The 15,231-nt window shown below is 56.1% G+C and carries 13 protein-coding genes and 5 tRNA genes; 3 read left to right on the forward strand and 15 right to left on the reverse strand.

Translation table 11 applies throughout. The features are described 5' to 3' along the window. The first annotated feature begins 92 nt into the window (after positions 1-92). The 3 genes from emrA (at position 93) to leuA (ending at position 4,614) form a co-directional block, all read left to right on the forward strand. The gene (gene emrA, locus ELK40_RS17890; RefSeq protein ID WP_045909303.1) at positions 93-1,265 is read left to right on the forward strand and encodes a multidrug efflux MFS transporter periplasmic adaptor subunit EmrA; all 1,173 of its coding nucleotides are present in this window, start codon (positions 93-95) and stop codon (positions 1,263-1,265) included. Between the two features lie 16 nt (positions 1,266-1,281). Beyond that, entirely contained in the window at positions 1,282-2,829 is a 1,548-nt protein-coding gene (gene emrB, locus ELK40_RS17895; protein ID WP_115876129.1) for a multidrug efflux MFS transporter permease subunit EmrB, read from the forward strand. Positions 2,830-2,958: 129 nt separating this feature from the next. Continuing rightward, a complete protein-coding gene (gene leuA, locus ELK40_RS17900; protein ID WP_127732098.1) occupies positions 2,959-4,614 on the forward strand; it encodes a 2-isopropylmalate synthase in 1,656 nt (551 codons plus the stop codon). Here the strand turns inward: leuA and ELK40_RS17905 are convergent. The 15 genes from ELK40_RS17905 to pncC form a co-directional block, all read right to left on the reverse strand. Then, positions 4,601-5,365, reverse strand: a complete 765-nt coding sequence (locus ELK40_RS17905) for a helix-turn-helix transcriptional regulator (RefSeq protein ID WP_127732100.1) — start codon at positions 5,363-5,365, stop codon at positions 4,601-4,603. The genes leuA and ELK40_RS17905 overlap by 14 nt on opposite strands. A 53-nt stretch (positions 5,366-5,418) precedes the next feature. Further along, a complete protein-coding gene (gene luxS / locus ELK40_RS17910; RefSeq protein ID WP_014833019.1) occupies positions 5,419-5,934 on the reverse strand; it encodes an S-ribosylhomocysteine lyase in 516 nt (171 codons plus the stop codon). 153 nt (positions 5,935-6,087) lie between these two features. Further along, entirely contained in the window at positions 6,088-7,632 is a 1,545-nt protein-coding gene (gene gshA, locus ELK40_RS17915; protein WP_032653134.1) for a glutamate--cysteine ligase, read from the reverse strand. 83 nt (positions 7,633-7,715) lie between these two features. Further along, entirely contained in the window at positions 7,716-8,144 is a 429-nt protein-coding gene (locus ELK40_RS17920) for a YqaA family protein (RefSeq protein ID WP_008499541.1), read from the reverse strand. Further along, complete coding sequence (gene yqaB / locus ELK40_RS17925; RefSeq protein ID WP_127732102.1) at positions 8,141-8,707, reverse strand: fructose-1-phosphate/6-phosphogluconate phosphatase; 567 nt, start codon at positions 8,705-8,707, stop codon at positions 8,141-8,143. Before yqaB ends, ELK40_RS17920 begins: the two co-directional genes overlap by 4 nt. A gap of 117 nt (positions 8,708-8,824) precedes the next feature. Beyond that, a tRNA-Arg gene (locus ELK40_RS17930) sits at positions 8,825-8,901 on the reverse strand. Between the two features lie 160 nt (positions 8,902-9,061). Continuing rightward, positions 9,062-9,138: transfer RNA gene (locus ELK40_RS17935), tRNA-Arg, on the reverse strand. A gap of 29 nt (positions 9,139-9,167) precedes the next feature. Beyond that, positions 9,168-9,244: transfer RNA gene (locus ELK40_RS17940), tRNA-Arg, on the reverse strand. Between the two features lie 64 nt (positions 9,245-9,308). After that, positions 9,309-9,385: transfer RNA gene (locus tag ELK40_RS17945), tRNA-Arg, on the reverse strand. 4 nt (positions 9,386-9,389) lie between these two features. Beyond that, positions 9,390-9,482: transfer RNA gene (locus ELK40_RS17950), tRNA-Ser, on the reverse strand. A 342-nt stretch (positions 9,483-9,824) separates the two neighbouring features. Continuing rightward, positions 9,825-10,010, reverse strand: a complete 186-nt coding sequence (csrA, locus tag ELK40_RS17955; RefSeq protein WP_000906486.1) for a carbon storage regulator CsrA — start codon at positions 10,008-10,010, stop codon at positions 9,825-9,827. A gap of 241 nt (positions 10,011-10,251) precedes the next feature. Next, on the reverse strand, positions 10,252-12,879 hold the full coding sequence (gene alaS, locus ELK40_RS17960) for an alanine--tRNA ligase (RefSeq protein ID WP_127732104.1): 2,628 nt from the start codon (positions 12,877-12,879) through the stop codon (positions 10,252-10,254). Between the two features lie 131 nt (positions 12,880-13,010). Continuing rightward, entirely contained in the window at positions 13,011-13,511 is a 501-nt protein-coding gene (gene recX / locus ELK40_RS17965) for a recombination regulator RecX (protein ID WP_111965498.1), read from the reverse strand. Positions 13,512-13,580: 69 nt separating this feature from the next. Then, complete coding sequence (gene recA / locus ELK40_RS17970) at positions 13,581-14,639, reverse strand: recombinase RecA (protein WP_024907698.1); 1,059 nt, start codon at positions 14,637-14,639, stop codon at positions 13,581-13,583. Positions 14,640-14,728: 89 nt separating this feature from the next. After that, positions 14,729-15,226 (reverse strand): nicotinamide-nucleotide amidase, encoded by a 498-nt coding sequence (pncC, locus tag ELK40_RS17975; RefSeq protein ID WP_115876134.1) that lies wholly within the window; start codon positions 15,224-15,226, stop codon positions 14,729-14,731. Positions 15,227-15,231 lie beyond the last annotated feature (5 nt).

The following is a 15,231-nucleotide window of genomic DNA, read 5'->3' on the forward strand; positions in this document are numbered from 1 at the left end:
AAAACCGACAGGCCAGCACGTCACACTGCTGGCCTTTCTGACAACAGGTCGGCTCAGCCGATGTGAAAATAAGAAGATCGTGGAGAACAACAATGAGCGCAAATGCGGAGAGCACTACCCCGCAGCAACCGGCCAACAAGAAAGGCAAACGTAAGAGCGCCCTTCTTCTGTTGACCTTGCTCTTTATCATTATTGCCGTGGCATATGGGATCTATTGGTTTTTAGTACTGCGTCATGCTGAAGAGACTGACGACGCGTACGTGGCAGGGAACCAGGTACAAATTATGGCGCAGGTGTCGGGCAGCGTGACGAAAGTCTGGGCTGACAATACCGACTTTGTGCAAAAAGGCGATGTGTTGGTGACCCTCGATCCAACCGACGCCCAGCAGGCTTTTGAAAAAGCACAGACCGCGCTGGCCTCCAGCGTCCGTCAGACCCGCCAGCTGATGATCAACAGCAAACAGCTGCAGGCCAACATCGATGTGCAGAAAACGGCGCTGGCGCAGGCGCAGAGCGACCTGAACCGCCGCGTGCCGCTCGGCACCGCCAACCTGATTGGCCGTGAAGAGCTGCAGCACGCCCGCGATGCCGTTGCCAGCGCTCAGGCACAGCTGGATGTGGCCATTCAACAGTACAACGCCAACCAGGCGATGGTGCTGGGCACCAGTCTGGAAAACCAGCCCGCCGTTCAGCAGGCGGCGACCGAAGTGCGCAACGCGTGGCTTGCCCTGCAGCGTACCAAAATCGTCAGCCCGATGACCGGCTATGTCTCCCGTCGTTCCGTCCAGCCAGGGGCACAGATTAGCCCAACCACGCCGCTGATGGCGGTCGTGCCGGCGGACAACCTGTGGGTAGACGCTAACTTTAAAGAGACGCAGCTTGCCCATATGCGTATCGGCCAGACCGCGACGGTTGTCAGCGACATCTATGGCGATGACGTGAAGTACACCGGTAAAGTGGTGGGCCTGGACATGGGGACCGGCAGCGCCTTCTCCCTGCTGCCTGCGCAGAACGCCACCGGTAACTGGATCAAAGTGGTTCAGCGTCTGCCCGTACGTATTGAGCTGGATGCTAAACAGCTGGCGGATCACCCGCTGCGTATTGGCCTCTCTACGCTGGTGACGGTTGACACCGCCAACCGCGACGGTCAGATCCTGGCAAGCCAGGTGCGCAGCAGCCCGGCTTATGAAAGTAACGCCCGTGAAATTAGCCTCGATCCGGTCAACAAGCTGATCGATGACATCGTGAAGGCAAACGCCGGTTAATCCGAAGGTGAGCGTTATGCAACAGCAAAAGCCGCAAAAACCGCTGGAAGGGGCGCAGCTGGTCATTATGACCATCGCGCTGTCGCTGGCGACATTCATGCAGGTGCTGGACTCCACCATCGCAAACGTGGCGATCCCGACCATTGCCGGTAACCTTGGCTCGTCGCTGAGCCAGGGGACCTGGGTCATTACCTCGTTTGGGGTGGCAAACGCCATCTCCATTCCGATTACCGGCTGGCTGGCAAAGCGCGTCGGTGAGGTGAAGCTGTTCCTCTGGTCCACGGTGGCGTTTGTACTGGCCTCGTGGGCGTGCGGCATGTCCAGCAGCCTGACGATGCTGATTTTCTTCCGCGTCATTCAGGGGATTGTCGCCGGGCCGCTGATCCCGCTTTCCCAGAGTTTGCTGCTGAGCAACTACCCTCCCGCAAAACGTTCCGTCGCGCTGGCGCTCTGGTCGATGACCGTTATCGTCGCGCCTATCTGCGGACCGATTCTGGGCGGGTACATCAGCGATAACTACCACTGGGGCTGGATCTTCTTCATCAACGTACCGATTGGCGCCGTCGTGGTATTAATGACGCTGCAGTCGCTGCGGGGACGTGAGACCCGCACCGAACAGCGGCGAATCGACAGCATCGGGCTGGCGCTGCTGATCCTGGGTATCGGCAGTCTGCAGATCATGCTCGACCGCGGTAAAGAGCTCGACTGGTTCAACTCGCAGGAAATTATCATCCTGACCATTGTCGCGGTGGTGTCGATAAGCTTCCTGATCGTCTGGGAGCTGACGGACGACAACCCGATAGTCGATCTCTCGCTGTTTAAGTCGCGAAACTTTACCATTGGATGTCTGTGTATCAGCCTCGCCTATATGCTCTACTTCGGCGCGATTGTTCTGCTGCCGCAGCTATTGCAGGAGGTGTATGGCTATACCGCAACCTGGGCGGGTCTGGCCTCAGCGCCGGTCGGGGTGATCCCGGTCCTGCTGTCGCCGATAATTGGCCGCTTCGCCCATAAGCTCGACATGCGCCGTCTTGTGACGTTCAGCTTCATCATGTATGCGGTGTGCTTCTACTGGCGTGCGTATACCTTTGAGCCAGGAATGGACTTTGGCGCCTCTGCGTGGCCGCAGTTCATTCAGGGCTTCGCGGTCGCGTGCTTCTTTATGCCGCTGACTACCATCACGCTCTCTGGCTTACCGCCCGAGCGTCTGGCGGCCGCGTCTAGCCTGTCGAACTTCACCCGTACGCTGGCGGGCTCCATCGGTACGTCGATCACCACCACCCTGTGGACGAACCGTGAATCGATGCACCACGCCCAGCTGACCGAAGCGGTGAACCCGTACAACCCGAATGCTCAGCAGATGTATAGCCAGCTTCAGGGGATGGGAATGACGGAGCAGCAGGCGTCCGGCTGGATTGCCCAGCAGATCACCAACCAGGGGCTAATTATCTCGGCCAACGAGATTTTCTGGATATCGGCAGGGATCTTTATCATCCTGCTGGGGCTGGTGTGGTTTGCCAGACCGCCGTTTGGTGCCGGCGGCGGCGGCGGTGGTGCGCATTAATCCTCTGCGCTGGTAGCCGCCACAGGGCAACCGCCCCGGTTGTCCAGAACGCGACAGCGATTGTCAGTTTCGATAAAGCAGCGCTCCTGTAATCACTTCACGATAGTGAAAAGACAACAGGAGCGCATCATGCTGAACACACCCGCCGACAAGTACCAACCCTATCCGACCCTTTCCCTGCCCGACCGCCGCTGGCCGGAGCAACGCATCACCCGCGCGCCTCGCTGGCTTTCCACCGACCTCCGCGACGGCAACCAGGCCCTTGCCGAGCCGATGGACAGCACCCGCAAGCTGCAGTTCTGGGATTTGCTGCTGGGCTGCGGATTCAAAGAAATTGAGGTGGCTTTTCCTTCAGCCTCGCAGACGGATTTCAACTTCGTTCGCCAGCTGATTGAAGAGAACCGCATCCCGGATGACGTGACGATTCAGGTATTAACCCAGGCGCGGGAAGATCTCATCCATCGCACTTTTGAATCCCTGCGCGGCGCAAAGCAGGCCACCGTGCATCTGTATAACGCCACCGCCCCGCTGTTCCGCCGCCTGGTCTTCGGCATGGAGAAAGCGCAAATCGTTGAGCTGGCGACGCGCGCGACGCGGCTTATTCGCCAGCTGTGTGAGGAAAATCCCGACATCCGCTGGCAGTATGAATACTCTCCGGAAACCTTCTGCTTTACCGAGCCGGAGTTTGCGCTGGAGATTTGTGAAGCCGTGGCGGAGATCTGGCAGCCGTGCGATGAACGGCCTATGGTGATCAACTTACCCGCCACAGTCGAAGTGAGCACGCCGAACGTCTATGCCGACCAGATCGAGTACTTCTGTCGCCATTTTAGCCGCCGCCGCGACGTCTGCATCAGCGTGCATCCGCATAACGACCGCGGTACCGGCGTCGCCTGCGCGGAGCTGGCCGTAATGGCGGGGGCTGACCGCGTGGAGGGCTGTCTGTTTGGTAACGGGGAACGTACGGGCAACGTCTGCCTGGTAACGCTGGCGATGAACCTCTACAGCCAGGGGGTTAGCCCGAATCTGGACTTTAGCGATATGAATCGGGTGGTGGAAGTGGTGGAAACCTGCAATCAGCTGCCGGTGCACCCGCGCCATCCGTGGGCAGGACGGCTGGCCTATACCGCCTTCTCCGGCTCGCATCAGGACGCGATTAAAAAAGGCTTTGATGCCCGCAGGCCGGGCGATCGCTGGGAGATGCCTTACCTGCCTGTCGATCCCCAGGATATCGGCTGCACCTACGAAGCGGTGATCCGCGTGAACAGCCAGTCAGGAAAAAGCGGCAGCGCATGGCTCATCGAACAGAATCATGGCCTGAAATTACCTCGCGCCCTTCAGCAGGATTTCAGCCTGCACGTGCAGCAGGAAACCGATCGCCACGGAAAAGAGATGACGCATAATGCGCTGTGGCAGCTGTTCCGCGCCCGCTACGGCCTGGTAGCATCGCCGCACTATGCGCTACAATCCTACCGCAGCGACAGCCAGCAGGACGGCCAGCTGCGTCTAACGGCCAGCGTCGCCACACAGGGAGGAACGCGCCAGCTGGAGGGTCAGGGTAACGGTCTGCTCTCCGCCGCCGCTCACGGCTTAAGCCGCTGGGTCAACGCCCCGTTCGTGATAAAGGATTACCACGAGCATACGTTAGGCGAACGCAGCGACAGCCGCTCGGTGGCCTACATCCGCTGCCTGTTCCAGGACGGCAGCAGCCGCTGGGGCGTAGGCATTGACAGCGACGTGGCGCGCGCGTCGCTTCAGGCGCTGTTTAACGCCGTCAGTCGTTCTTAAAGTAATCGCTGGGAGAGACGCCCATCACCCGACGGAACATGGCCGTAAAGGCGCTGTGGCTGCCGTACCCCAGATCCAGCGCCACGCGTAATACCGGCTGGCCCTGCGCCAGCCGCACTAAGGCTTCCAGCAGGCGCGCCCTTCTCAGCCACTCGACGTAGCTTAATCCCGTCTGCTGCTGAAAATGGCGGTTCAGGGTGCGCTCGCTCACGTTCATCATGCTCGCCGCCTGCGCGCTGCACCAGCTTTCACCCGGGTGTTGCCGGATTTGCAGACACAGGCGACGTAGCGCCTCACTTTCCGGCTCCGGCAGGTGAAACGGCAGCACCGGCATAGTGCGGATTTCATCGAGAATGAGCTCATAGACGCGCTCATCCCGGCTTCCGGGTGAGTACGATTCAGGTAAAGCAAGGCAGACGAGGATCAGCTCGCGCAGCAGCGGCGTTATCTGCACGATCTGGCAGGTGGCCGGGAGATCGGCCCGCGCCAGCGGATCGATAAACAGCGTTCGCGCCGCCACGTTGCCGGTGATGCGAAGCGAGTGGCGAGTCCCCGCAGGCAGCCAGACGCCGCGACCGGGAGGCACAACCCAACAGCCAGATGCGGTATCCACCCGTACCACGCCGCTCAGAGTGTGCAGCAGCTGCGCGCAGTCGTGCTTGTGCCAGGGTTCGCTGTCACCATGAATGTAATCATGGGCAAACGGAACGAGGGGACGGTGGATAAAGGAAAAAGTCGAGGTTGTGGTCATGGGTTAAACAACCCTCACCCTACCCTCTCCCTGAGGGAGAGGGAAAAGGTGCACTAGATGTGCAGTTCCTGCAGTTTTTCTTTCGGCAGGGCCAGCTCTTCGTTGCTGTTCACGCGCACATCACGCTCGATGATATGACGCGCGATTTCCTGCGCTTCTTCCAGAGAGTGCATCTGGTAGGTGCCGCACTGGTAAACGTTCAGCTCTGGGATCTGGTTCTGCTCTTTCACCTTCAGCACGTCCTGCATGGCCGCTTTCCAGGCATCTGCCACACGTTTCTCTTCAGGCTGACCAATCAGGCTCATGTAGAAACCGGTACGGCAGCCCATCGGAGAGATATCGATGATCTCAACGCCGTTGCCGTTCAGGTGGTCACGCATGAAGCCAGCGAACAGGTGTTCCAGCGTATGAATGCCTTTCTCCGGCATCACTTCTTTGTTTGGCACGCAGAAACGCAGATCGAAGACGGTGATCGTGTCGCCGTGCGGGGTGTGCATGGTCTTCGCCACGCGGACTGCAGGTGCTTCCATACGGGTATGGTCGACAGTAAAGCTATCTAATAACGGCATACGTCACCTCCGATAGTGATTTTTTTTAAAATAAACTGAACTCTTCTACAGAATGCGCGTCTGAGTATATGAAAGACGCGCATTTGTTATCATCATCCCTGAATTCAGAGATGTATATTTTGGCCACAGCGATGTGGCCTTTTTCTTTTCTGCTTAAGCCTGCTTCGCCAGAAACGCCTCAAACGACTCGGTATCCGCCGCTTCAACCTCTTTCTGACGCACCACGGACGCTTCGCGTTCCGCGACAAAATCTGATTCGCTCAGGATTTCTAACGGCTCCTGTATCAGCATTTCACGGTACTCCGCCGAAAGTGAGCGACCCGTACCACCAATGCCCTGATCAATCATAGAACGCAGAATACGCGCTGAGAATGTCAGTTCCGGGTTATCAAAGCACGCTACCAGCTGGTCGCAAATCTGTTGATATGCGTCGCCACCGTCGATGCTGTCCATCGTCCGGGCAACTCGCTTCAGATCGCGGAACAGATCTTTACCGACTTTCGTCAGCGGGAACTGTGCCGTTTCGCAGCCGATACCCAGCGTCAGACCCGGTTTACGTCCTTCCAGAATAACGCGGTTCCAGTTTGTTCGGGTACAGAGCAGTTCGTCTGAACTCATTTCCGGCGCATCCGCCAGCACGCACCAGACCATAAACAGATCCAGGAAGCGAACCTGCTGCTCATCAACGCCAATCGGTGAGAACGGGTTGATATCCAGCGAACGCACTTCAATGTATTCGATCCCGCCGCGCTGCAGCGCATCCGACGGGGTTTCACCGCTGCGCGTTACGCGCTTAGGCCGAATAGGCGCATACAGCTCGTTCTCAATCTGCAGCACATTGCTGTTGATTTGCAGGCGCTTGCCGTCTTTTTCGAGGCCGATTTTCTCGTACTCTTCCGACGGGGTTTTGATCGCCCGCTTCAATCCTGCCACATATTCGTGCAATTCGTTAAACGTAATACCGAGATTGCTTTGCGATTTATTGGTATAACCGAGATCGCTCAGGCGCAGAGAGGTGGCATACGGGAGATAGTACATTCCGCAATCGGTCTTCTCGAATGGCAGCGTGGTCGGTTTCCCCTGCAGGAACGAAGAACAGATCGCCGGGGAGGCACCAAACAGATACGGGATCACCCAGCCGAAACGGTAATAGTTGCGGATGAGGCGGAAATAGCCCTCCGAGATCGCGTCTTTATCCGTTTCACCGCATTTCGCCTGCCAGAATGCCATTGGCAGCGAGAAGTTGTAATGCACACCCGAGATCGTCTGCATCAACGCGCCGTAGCGGTTTTTCAGCCCTTCACGATAGAGCGTTTTCAGCCGGCCGATATTTGACGTGCCGTACTGCGCCAGCTCAATCTCCTGGCCCTGCTCGATATAGCACGGCATGCTGAGGGGCCACATACGTTCGTCGCCCAGGTTGCGCGCGGTATAACGATGGATATCGCGCATGATCGTCAGCATATGATCAATATCACCCTCTACTGGGGTGATGAACTCCAGCAGCGCTTCAGCGAAATCGGTTGTGATCCATTTATGTGTCAGCGCCGAGCCTAACGCCTTCGGGTGACCCGTCGTCGCTAAACTGCCGTCCGCGTTAACGCGCAGCGTTTCACGCTCAAGACCACGCTGAATACCCTTCAATGCCTGAGGGTGGTTTTCCAGCCAGGCCAGCGCCTGAGATACGTCCGGGATCAAATTGACCTCCCGCCTGTCAAAGTAATGTTACTCAGCATAATTGTAATGGTTGACGATTGAAGGTCGCGTATTCATTCCACCAATTAGTGCCACCACGTCATACCCTGTAGTGTTGCCCACGCCACGAGAACATAGCGCAACGCCTTGCCAAGGCACAAAAAAAAGAGCACCGGTCCCCAGGAGATGCGCATCCATCCCGCCAGCAGACACAGTAAATCGCCTATTACAGGCATCCAGCTTAATAACAGCGTGGCAGCGCCATAGCGTTTTAGCCAGCCGACTGCCTTTTCCTGCCAGCGCGATTTTTCACGCAGCGGAAAGAAACGCCCAAGAATAACGTTAGTCAGCCCTCCAAGGCTATTACCCATTGTTGCTATTAATACAAGCAGCCAGGGCTGACTCACGCCGGACAACAGCATCGCCACCAGCACCACTTCCGAATTTCCCGGTAACAGCGTGGCGCTTAAAAAACTGCTGGCGAATAATGAGGCAAGTGACAGCGCGTCACTCACAGTAAGCGTACATCCACCGCATCCATTCCGGCATCACGCGCGGCCTGGATGCCGAAATCGGCATCTTCAAACACGACGCATTTTGCGGCCGGGACGCCCATTAATTCTGCGCAAAGCAGGAAGGTGTCCGGTGCGGGCTTGTGATGTTTAACATGATCGGCGGCGACCACGGCAGAAAAATAGTGGCGCAGGCCAAGATGATTGAGCAAAGCTTCTGCAATCGCACTTTCGCTGCCTGTTCCTACCGACATCGGGCGACGCCCGTGCCACTCTTTTACCACATCAATCAGCGGCAGAGGGCGTACGGTATCTAAAAGCATGGCTTTTACTGCATCGGTTTTTTCGCGCGCGAGCAGGTGCGGGTCGAGATCGGCCTGATTCAGTTCAATCACGGCCTGTGCAATACGCCAGGTGGGAAATCCGTTGAGGGCAATCATCGCCTGAAGATCGAAACGCATACCGTAGCGGCCCAGGACGTCTGTCCAGGCTTGACGATGCGTGGGTTCGGTATCCAGGAGAGTGCCATCCATATCGAAGATCAAACCGTCATACTGTGCGTACATCGTGCTCTCGCTAAACGATTAACAAAGCATTACTTTATCGTAAATGGTGGTTTTTGTCGCTGACTGAGAGTGTGATTGCTGACGGAACGTCGAAGGAATAAACAAAGAAGGAGAAGATGGTGCATCCGGGAGGATTCGAACCTCCGACCGCTCGGTTCGTAGCCGAGTACTCTATCCAGCTGAGCTACGGATGCATCGGGAAATGCTTTCAGAAACAGTAAATGGTGCATCCGGGAGGATTACTCGGCTGCGCCTCGCCCTTCGGGCCGTTGCTAAAGCAACGTTATCCTCCCTGGTGCTTGCGATTAACTCGCAGACCTTGAAACAACAGCATAACTGTTGTCTCGGAGAATATGGTGCATCCGGGAGGATTCGAACCTCCGACCGCTCGGTTCGTAGCCGAGTACTCTATCCAGCTGAGCTACGGATGCATCAGGGTGCTGCTTTCAGAAATAGTAAATGGTGCATCCGGGAGGATTCGAACCTCCGACCGCTCGGTTCGTAGCCGAGTACTCTATCCAGCTGAGCTACGGATGCATCGGGATTTACTACTGTACTGCTCGATATTCATATCACTTCTAAAGCAATATGAAGTAATAGATGGTGCATCCGGGAGGATTCGAACCTCCGACCGCTCGGTTCGTAGCCGAGTACTCTATCCAGCTGAGCTACGGATGCAAAATGGCGGTGAGGCGGGGATTCGAACCCCGGATGCAGCTTTTGACCGCATACTCCCTTAGCAGGGGAGCGCCTTCAGCCTCTCGGCCACCTCACCACACAACGCCTCTTTCGAGTGCTTCGAGCAACTCGTTAAGAGCTTCTCGTCGCTGCGTGGCGCATATATTACTTTCTGGGACTTATAAGTCAAACAATTTTCCAAAAGCTTTTATCGTTTGCACAAATCACACGCAATTCGCATGTAAAAGCCGCAAAGAGGGTGTTTTATAAGCGGATTTTGCAGGCTTCTTCACAGAAAACCTGTGCAGAAAAGGCGGCGATAGGACGAGTTAAGGGTTATGGAGCGGTTAAAAAGAGAGCGATTGAAATTAAACGGTAACTTTGAGCAGGAAAAATGACAGGAGGGTTGCGTCTCGCCCGACAGCGAGACGCGACAATATCAGTAACTGGACTGCTGGGATTTTTCAGCCTGGATACGCTGGTAGATCTCTTCACGGTGGACAGATACTTCTTTAGGAGCGTTAACACCAATACGTACCTGGTTACCCTTTACCCCTAAAACTGTCACGGTGACCTCATCCCCAATCATGAGGGTCTCACCAACTCGACGAGTCAGAATCAGCATTCTTTGCTCCTTGAAAGATTAAAAGAGTCGGGTCTCTTGTATCCCGGCATTATCCATCATATAACGCCAAAAAGTAAGCGATGACAAACACGTAAAGTGTAAGCAGTCACGGCATCACATTCTGTTAAACGTAAGTTTAGCCGATATACACAAACTCAACCTGACTTTATCGTTATCGATAGCACAGTGAACAAGACGCCATAACGTTACCGCTATGGCGTCTGCTTGTGCTTTGTAGTTATTACAGTTTCGCGCTTACCCAGCTTTCAACGCTGGCCAATGCTGCAGGGAGTGCCGCCGCATCCGTACCACCGGCTTGCGCCATGTCCGGACGACCGCCACCCTTGCCGCCCACCTGCTGAGCGACCATACCAATCAGTTCCCCTGCTTTTACGCGGTCGGTCACATCCTTAGATACGCCCGCAATCAGAGAAACCTTACCTTCTGCCACTGTCGCCAGCACGATAACGGTAGAACCAAGCTGGTTCTTGAGATCATCGACCATAGTACGCAGCATCTTAGGCTCAACGCCCGCCAGATCGCTTACCAGCAGTTTGACGCCCTTAATGTCTACAGCCTTGCTGGAGAGGTTTGCACTCTCCTGCGCCGCAGCCTGCTCTTTCAGCTGCTGCAGCTCTTTTTCCAGCTGACGCGTGCGATCCAGCGCAACGCGCACTTTCTCGCCCAGGTTCTGGCTATCGCCTTTCAGCAGCTGCGCGATATCGTGCAGTTGATCGCTCTGCGCATGCAGGCTGGCAATCGCACCTTCACCGGTCACCGCTTCAATACGACGCACGCCTGCCGCCGTACCCGACTCGGAAACAATACGGAACAGGCCAATGTCACCGGTGCGCGAGGCGTGTGTACCGCCGCACAGCTCGGTAGAGAAGTCGCCCATGCTCAACACGCGAACACGATCGTCATATTTCTCACCAAACAGCGCCATCGCACCTTTTTTCTTCGCGTCCTCGAGATCCATGATGTGGGTCTCGATTGGCAGGTTACGACGGATCTGCGCGTTCACCAGATCTTCCACCGCACGGATTTCAGACGGCTTCATCGCTTCAAAATGCGAGAAGTCGAAGCGCAGCACTTTGTCGTTAACCAGAGAACCTTTCTGTGCAACGTGGGTACCGAGCACATCGCGCAGGGCAGCGTGCATCAGGTGGGTTGCCGAGTGGTTCAGACGAATGCGCGCGCGGCGAGCTTCATCAACGTTAGCCTGGACGCCCTCGCCCACTTTCAGAGAACCGGAAACCAGTTTGCCCTGGTGACCAATCGCCTGACCGTATTTTTGGGTGTCGCTGACGCTGAAGCTAAAGCCATTGCCCTTCAGTTCGCCTTTATCACCAACCTGGCCGCCGGATTCGGCGTAGAACGGCGTTTTGTCCAGAATGACAACCGCATCCTGACCCGCACTGATGCTGTCCACGGCTTTGCCGTCAACAAACAGGGCGGTCACTTTGCCGGTCAGTTCCAGCGCCTCATAACCTTTGAATTCAGACGCGCTATCAACGCGGATCATCGCGTTGTAGTCTGCACCGAAACCGCTGGACTCACGCGCACGACGGCGCTGCTCTTCCATCGCGGCTTCGAAGCCCGCTTCGTCAACTTTGATGTTGCGCTCGCGGCAAACGTCCGCCGTCAGGTCAACCGGGAAGCCGTAGGTGTCGTACAGGCGGAAAGCGGTTTCGCCATCCAGCGTGTCGCCCTTGAGTTTCGCCAGCTCTTCGTCCAGCAGCGCCAGACCGCGCTCCAGAGTGCGGGCAAACTGCTCTTCTTCGGTTTTCAGAACCTGCTCAACCTGCGCCTGCTGGCGTTTCAGCTCGTCACCGGCTGAACCCATCACGCCGATCAGTGGCCCAACGAGTTTGTAGAAGAAGGTGTCCTTCGCGCCCAGCATGTTGCCGTGACGAATAGCACGACGAATGATACGACGCAGCACGTAGCCACGGTTTTCATTCGACGGGATAACGCCGTCTGCAATCAGGAACGCGCAGGAACGAATGTGGTCCGCGATAACGCGCAGCGATTTGTTGTTCAGATCGGTCGCGCCGGTGACTTCGGCAACGGCTTTGATCAGGGTGCTGAACAGGTCAATCTCATAGTTGGAGTTAACGTGCTGCAGAACCGCGGCAATACGCTCCAGGCCCATACCGGTATCAACGGAAGGCTTCGGCAGCGGCTCCATCGTACCGTCGGCCTGACGGTTGAACTGCATGAAGACGATGTTCCAGATCTCAATGTAGCGATCGCCGTCTTCTTCCGGGCTTCCCGGAGGGCCGCCCCAGATGTGGTCGCCGTGATCGTAGAAGATCTCGGTGCACGGACCGCAAGGACCGGTGTCACCCATCTGCCAGAAGTTGTCGGACGCGTAAGGCGCGCCTTTGTTATCGCCGATGCGAATAATACGCTCGCGCGGGATCCCGACTTCTTTTTCCCAGATTTCGTAGGCTTCGTCATCGGTTTCATAGACGGTAACCCACAGACGCTCTTTCGGCAGGTTGAACCAGTTTTCACCGGTCAGCAGTTCCCACGCATATTGAATGGCATCGTGTTTGAAGTAGTCGCCGAAGCTGAAGTTACCCAGCATTTCGAAGAAGGTGTGGTGACGCGCGGTGTAACCGACGTTTTCCAGGTCGTTGTGTTTACCGCCCGCACGCACGCAACGCTGTGAGGTTGTGGCGCGGGAATAATTACGCTTGTCGAGACCAAGGAACACATCCTTGAACTGGTTCATCCCGGCGTTGGTAAACAGCAGAGTCGGATCGTTGTTCGGTACCAGGGAGCTGCTGGCAACAACCTGGTGTCCCTTACTATGGAAAAAATCGAGAAACGCCTGACGGATCTCAGCGGTGCTCTTGCTCATAATTATCCTGAAATCAAGCTAACGAAATGTCGTAGCCAGCCTGTATCGGTAAACCGTTGGACAGACCAGCTACTGGAAAAAGTGGGAATAAGATAAGTTTTCTTTAGTGGGAAGTAAAATCCCGCATGCGTTCAATCGGCAAAATTACGCCAGATATCCTGAATATCTTCCATCAGAAAGCCGCGGTAGAGCAAAAAGCGCTGGATTTTGACTTTTTCTGAAAATTCACGCGGCAGCGGCTCGCCGTACTTGCGAATCGCCTGTTCTCTTGCCAGTTCGCACCAGTCAATATCGCATTCGCGCATCGCTTTTTCGATGGACTCCCGGGCTACCCCTTTCTGGTTTAGCTCCTGCCGGATGCGCGCGGGCCCGTATCCTTTACGGCCACGGCTGGCGAGAAACCGCGAGGCAAAACGCTCGTCATCAAGATAGCGATGCTCATAGCACCAGGCGATGACGCGGTCATAATCTTCCGCGGCGGCATCAATCTCTTCCGGGCCGTTTTTACTCATCACCGGCGCCGACAGTTTTCGCCGCAGCTCCTGTTCGCTGTGGTCACGGACGGCCAGGATGCGCACCGCGCGATCAAGTAAGCGTGCATACGCGGGTCGACGTGTTGTCGGTTCACTCATAAAAAAACCTGCTGATTCAGAAATGCAAAAAGGGCCGCATCAGCAGCCCTTCATTGTTAAACGAGAGAATTAAAAGTCTTCGTTAGTTTCTTCAGCATCCGCGCTATCAACCGCGAAATCAGGCGTGGAGTCCTGGTTGTTCAGCAGAAGCTCACGCACTTTCTTCTCGATCTCTTTCGCCGCAGCCGGGTTCTCTTTCAGCCAGGAGATGGCATTCGCTTTACCCTGACCAATCTTGTCACCGTTGTAGCTGTACCAGGCGCCCGCTTTTTCAATCAGCTTCTCTTTCACGCCCAAGTCAACCAGCTCACCGAAGAAGTTAATACCTTCGCCGTAGAGGATCTGGAACTCAGCCTGCTTGAACGGCGCAGCGATTTTGTTCTTCACAACCTTGACGCGGGTTTCGCTACCGACGACGTTCTCCCCCTCTTTCACCGCGCCGATACGGCGGATATCCAGACGGACAGAGGCGTAGAATTTCAGGGCGTTCCCCCCGGTCGTGGTTTCCGGGTTACCGAACATCACGCCAATTTTCATACGGATCTGGTTGATGAAGATCAGCAGCGTGTTGGACTGCTTCAGGTTACCCGCCAGCTTACGCATCGCCTGGCTCATCATACGAGCCGCAAGGCCCATATGAGAGTCGCCGATTTCGCCTTCGATTTCGGCTTTTGGCGTCAGTGCGGCAACGGAGTCGACCACGATAACGTCAACAGCACCAGAACGCGCCAGCGCGTCACAAATTTCCAGTGCCTGCTCACCGGTGTCCGGCTGAGAACACAGCAGGTTGTCGATATCGACGCCCAGCTTACGGGCATACACAGGGTCCAGCGCGTGCTCGGCATCGATAAACGCACAGGTTTTACCTTCGCGCTGTGCCGCGGCAATGACCTGCAGCGTCAGGGTGGTTTTACCGGAGGACTCTGGCCCGTAGATTTCTACGATACGGCCCATAGGCAGGCCGCCAGCGCCCAGCGCGATATCCAGAGAAAGCGAACCGGTGGAGATAGTTTCCACATCCATGGAACGGTCTTCACCCAGGCGCATGATGGAGCCTTTACCGAATTGCTTTTCGATCTGGCCCAGTGCTGCCGCCAACGCTTTCTGTTTGTTTTCGTCGATAGCCATTATTACTCCTGTCATGCCGGGAGAAGCGACTGTGCTTCACCGTGGATTTCTGTTCTGTTGGTGCAATTATACTGTATGGTCATACAGTATCAAGTGTTTTGTAGAAATTGTTGCCAGAGCGTTTTTAACGCATATTCCGTTGCCTGACGACGCACGCTTTCGCGATCGCCGCTGAAGCACTCCCGGCGGGTGATGCCTTCGCCTTTAGAAGTAGCAAACCCAAACCAGACTGTGCCGACAGGCTTCACGTCGCTGCCGCCGTCCGGGCCCGCAATGCCGCTAATGGAAATTGCGTAATCTGCGCGCGCCTCTTTGAGCGCACCAATCGCCATCTCGATCACCACCGGTTCGCTGACCGCGCCATGCTGTTCAAGCGTGGATTCGCGCACGCCAACCATCTGTGCTTTAGCTTCGTTACTGTAGGTCACAAATCCGCGTTCAAACCAGGCGGAACTGCCGGCAATATCGGTAATCGCTTTCGCCACCCAGCCGCCGGTGCAGGATTCCGCGGTGGTGATTGTCGCGCCACGCTGCTTCAGCGCAAGGCCAACAATCTCGCTAAGCTGCATCAATTCATGGTCAGTCATTCTCG

It is taken from the genome of Enterobacter sp. N18-03635 (assembly GCF_004006055.1).
Lineage (GTDB): Bacteria > Pseudomonadota > Gammaproteobacteria > Enterobacterales > Enterobacteriaceae > Enterobacter > Enterobacter vonholyi.

Coding starts and splice junctions, on each gene's coding strand:
- alaS (WP_127732104.1), bottom strand. CDS start 12,879: ATGAGCAAGAGCACCGCTGAGATCCGTCAGGCGTTTCTCGATTTTTTC.
- luxS (WP_014833019.1), bottom strand. CDS start 5,934: ATGCCGTTATTAGATAGCTTTACTGTCGACCATACCCGTATGGAAGCA.
- recX (WP_111965498.1), bottom strand. CDS start 13,511: ATGAGTGAACCGACAACACGTCGACCCGCGTATGCACGCTTACTTGAT.
- emrB (WP_115876129.1), top strand. CDS start 1,282: ATGCAACAGCAAAAGCCGCAAAAACCGCTGGAAGGGGCGCAGCTGGTC.
- leuA (WP_127732098.1), top strand. CDS start 2,959: ATGCTGAACACACCCGCCGACAAGTACCAACCCTATCCGACCCTTTCC.
- yqaB (WP_127732102.1), bottom strand. CDS start 8,707: ATGTACGCACAGTATGACGGTTTGATCTTCGATATGGATGGCACTCTC.
- emrA (WP_045909303.1), top strand. CDS start 93: ATGAGCGCAAATGCGGAGAGCACTACCCCGCAGCAACCGGCCAACAAG.
- csrA (WP_000906486.1), bottom strand. CDS start 10,010: ATGCTGATTCTGACTCGTCGAGTTGGTGAGACCCTCATGATTGGGGAT.
- ELK40_RS17905 (WP_127732100.1), bottom strand. CDS start 5,365: ATGACCACAACCTCGACTTTTTCCTTTATCCACCGTCCCCTCGTTCCG.
- recA (WP_024907698.1), bottom strand. CDS start 14,639: ATGGCTATCGACGAAAACAAACAGAAAGCGTTGGCGGCAGCACTGGGC.
- pncC (WP_115876134.1), bottom strand. CDS start 15,226: ATGACTGACCATGAATTGATGCAGCTTAGCGAGATTGTTGGCCTTGCG.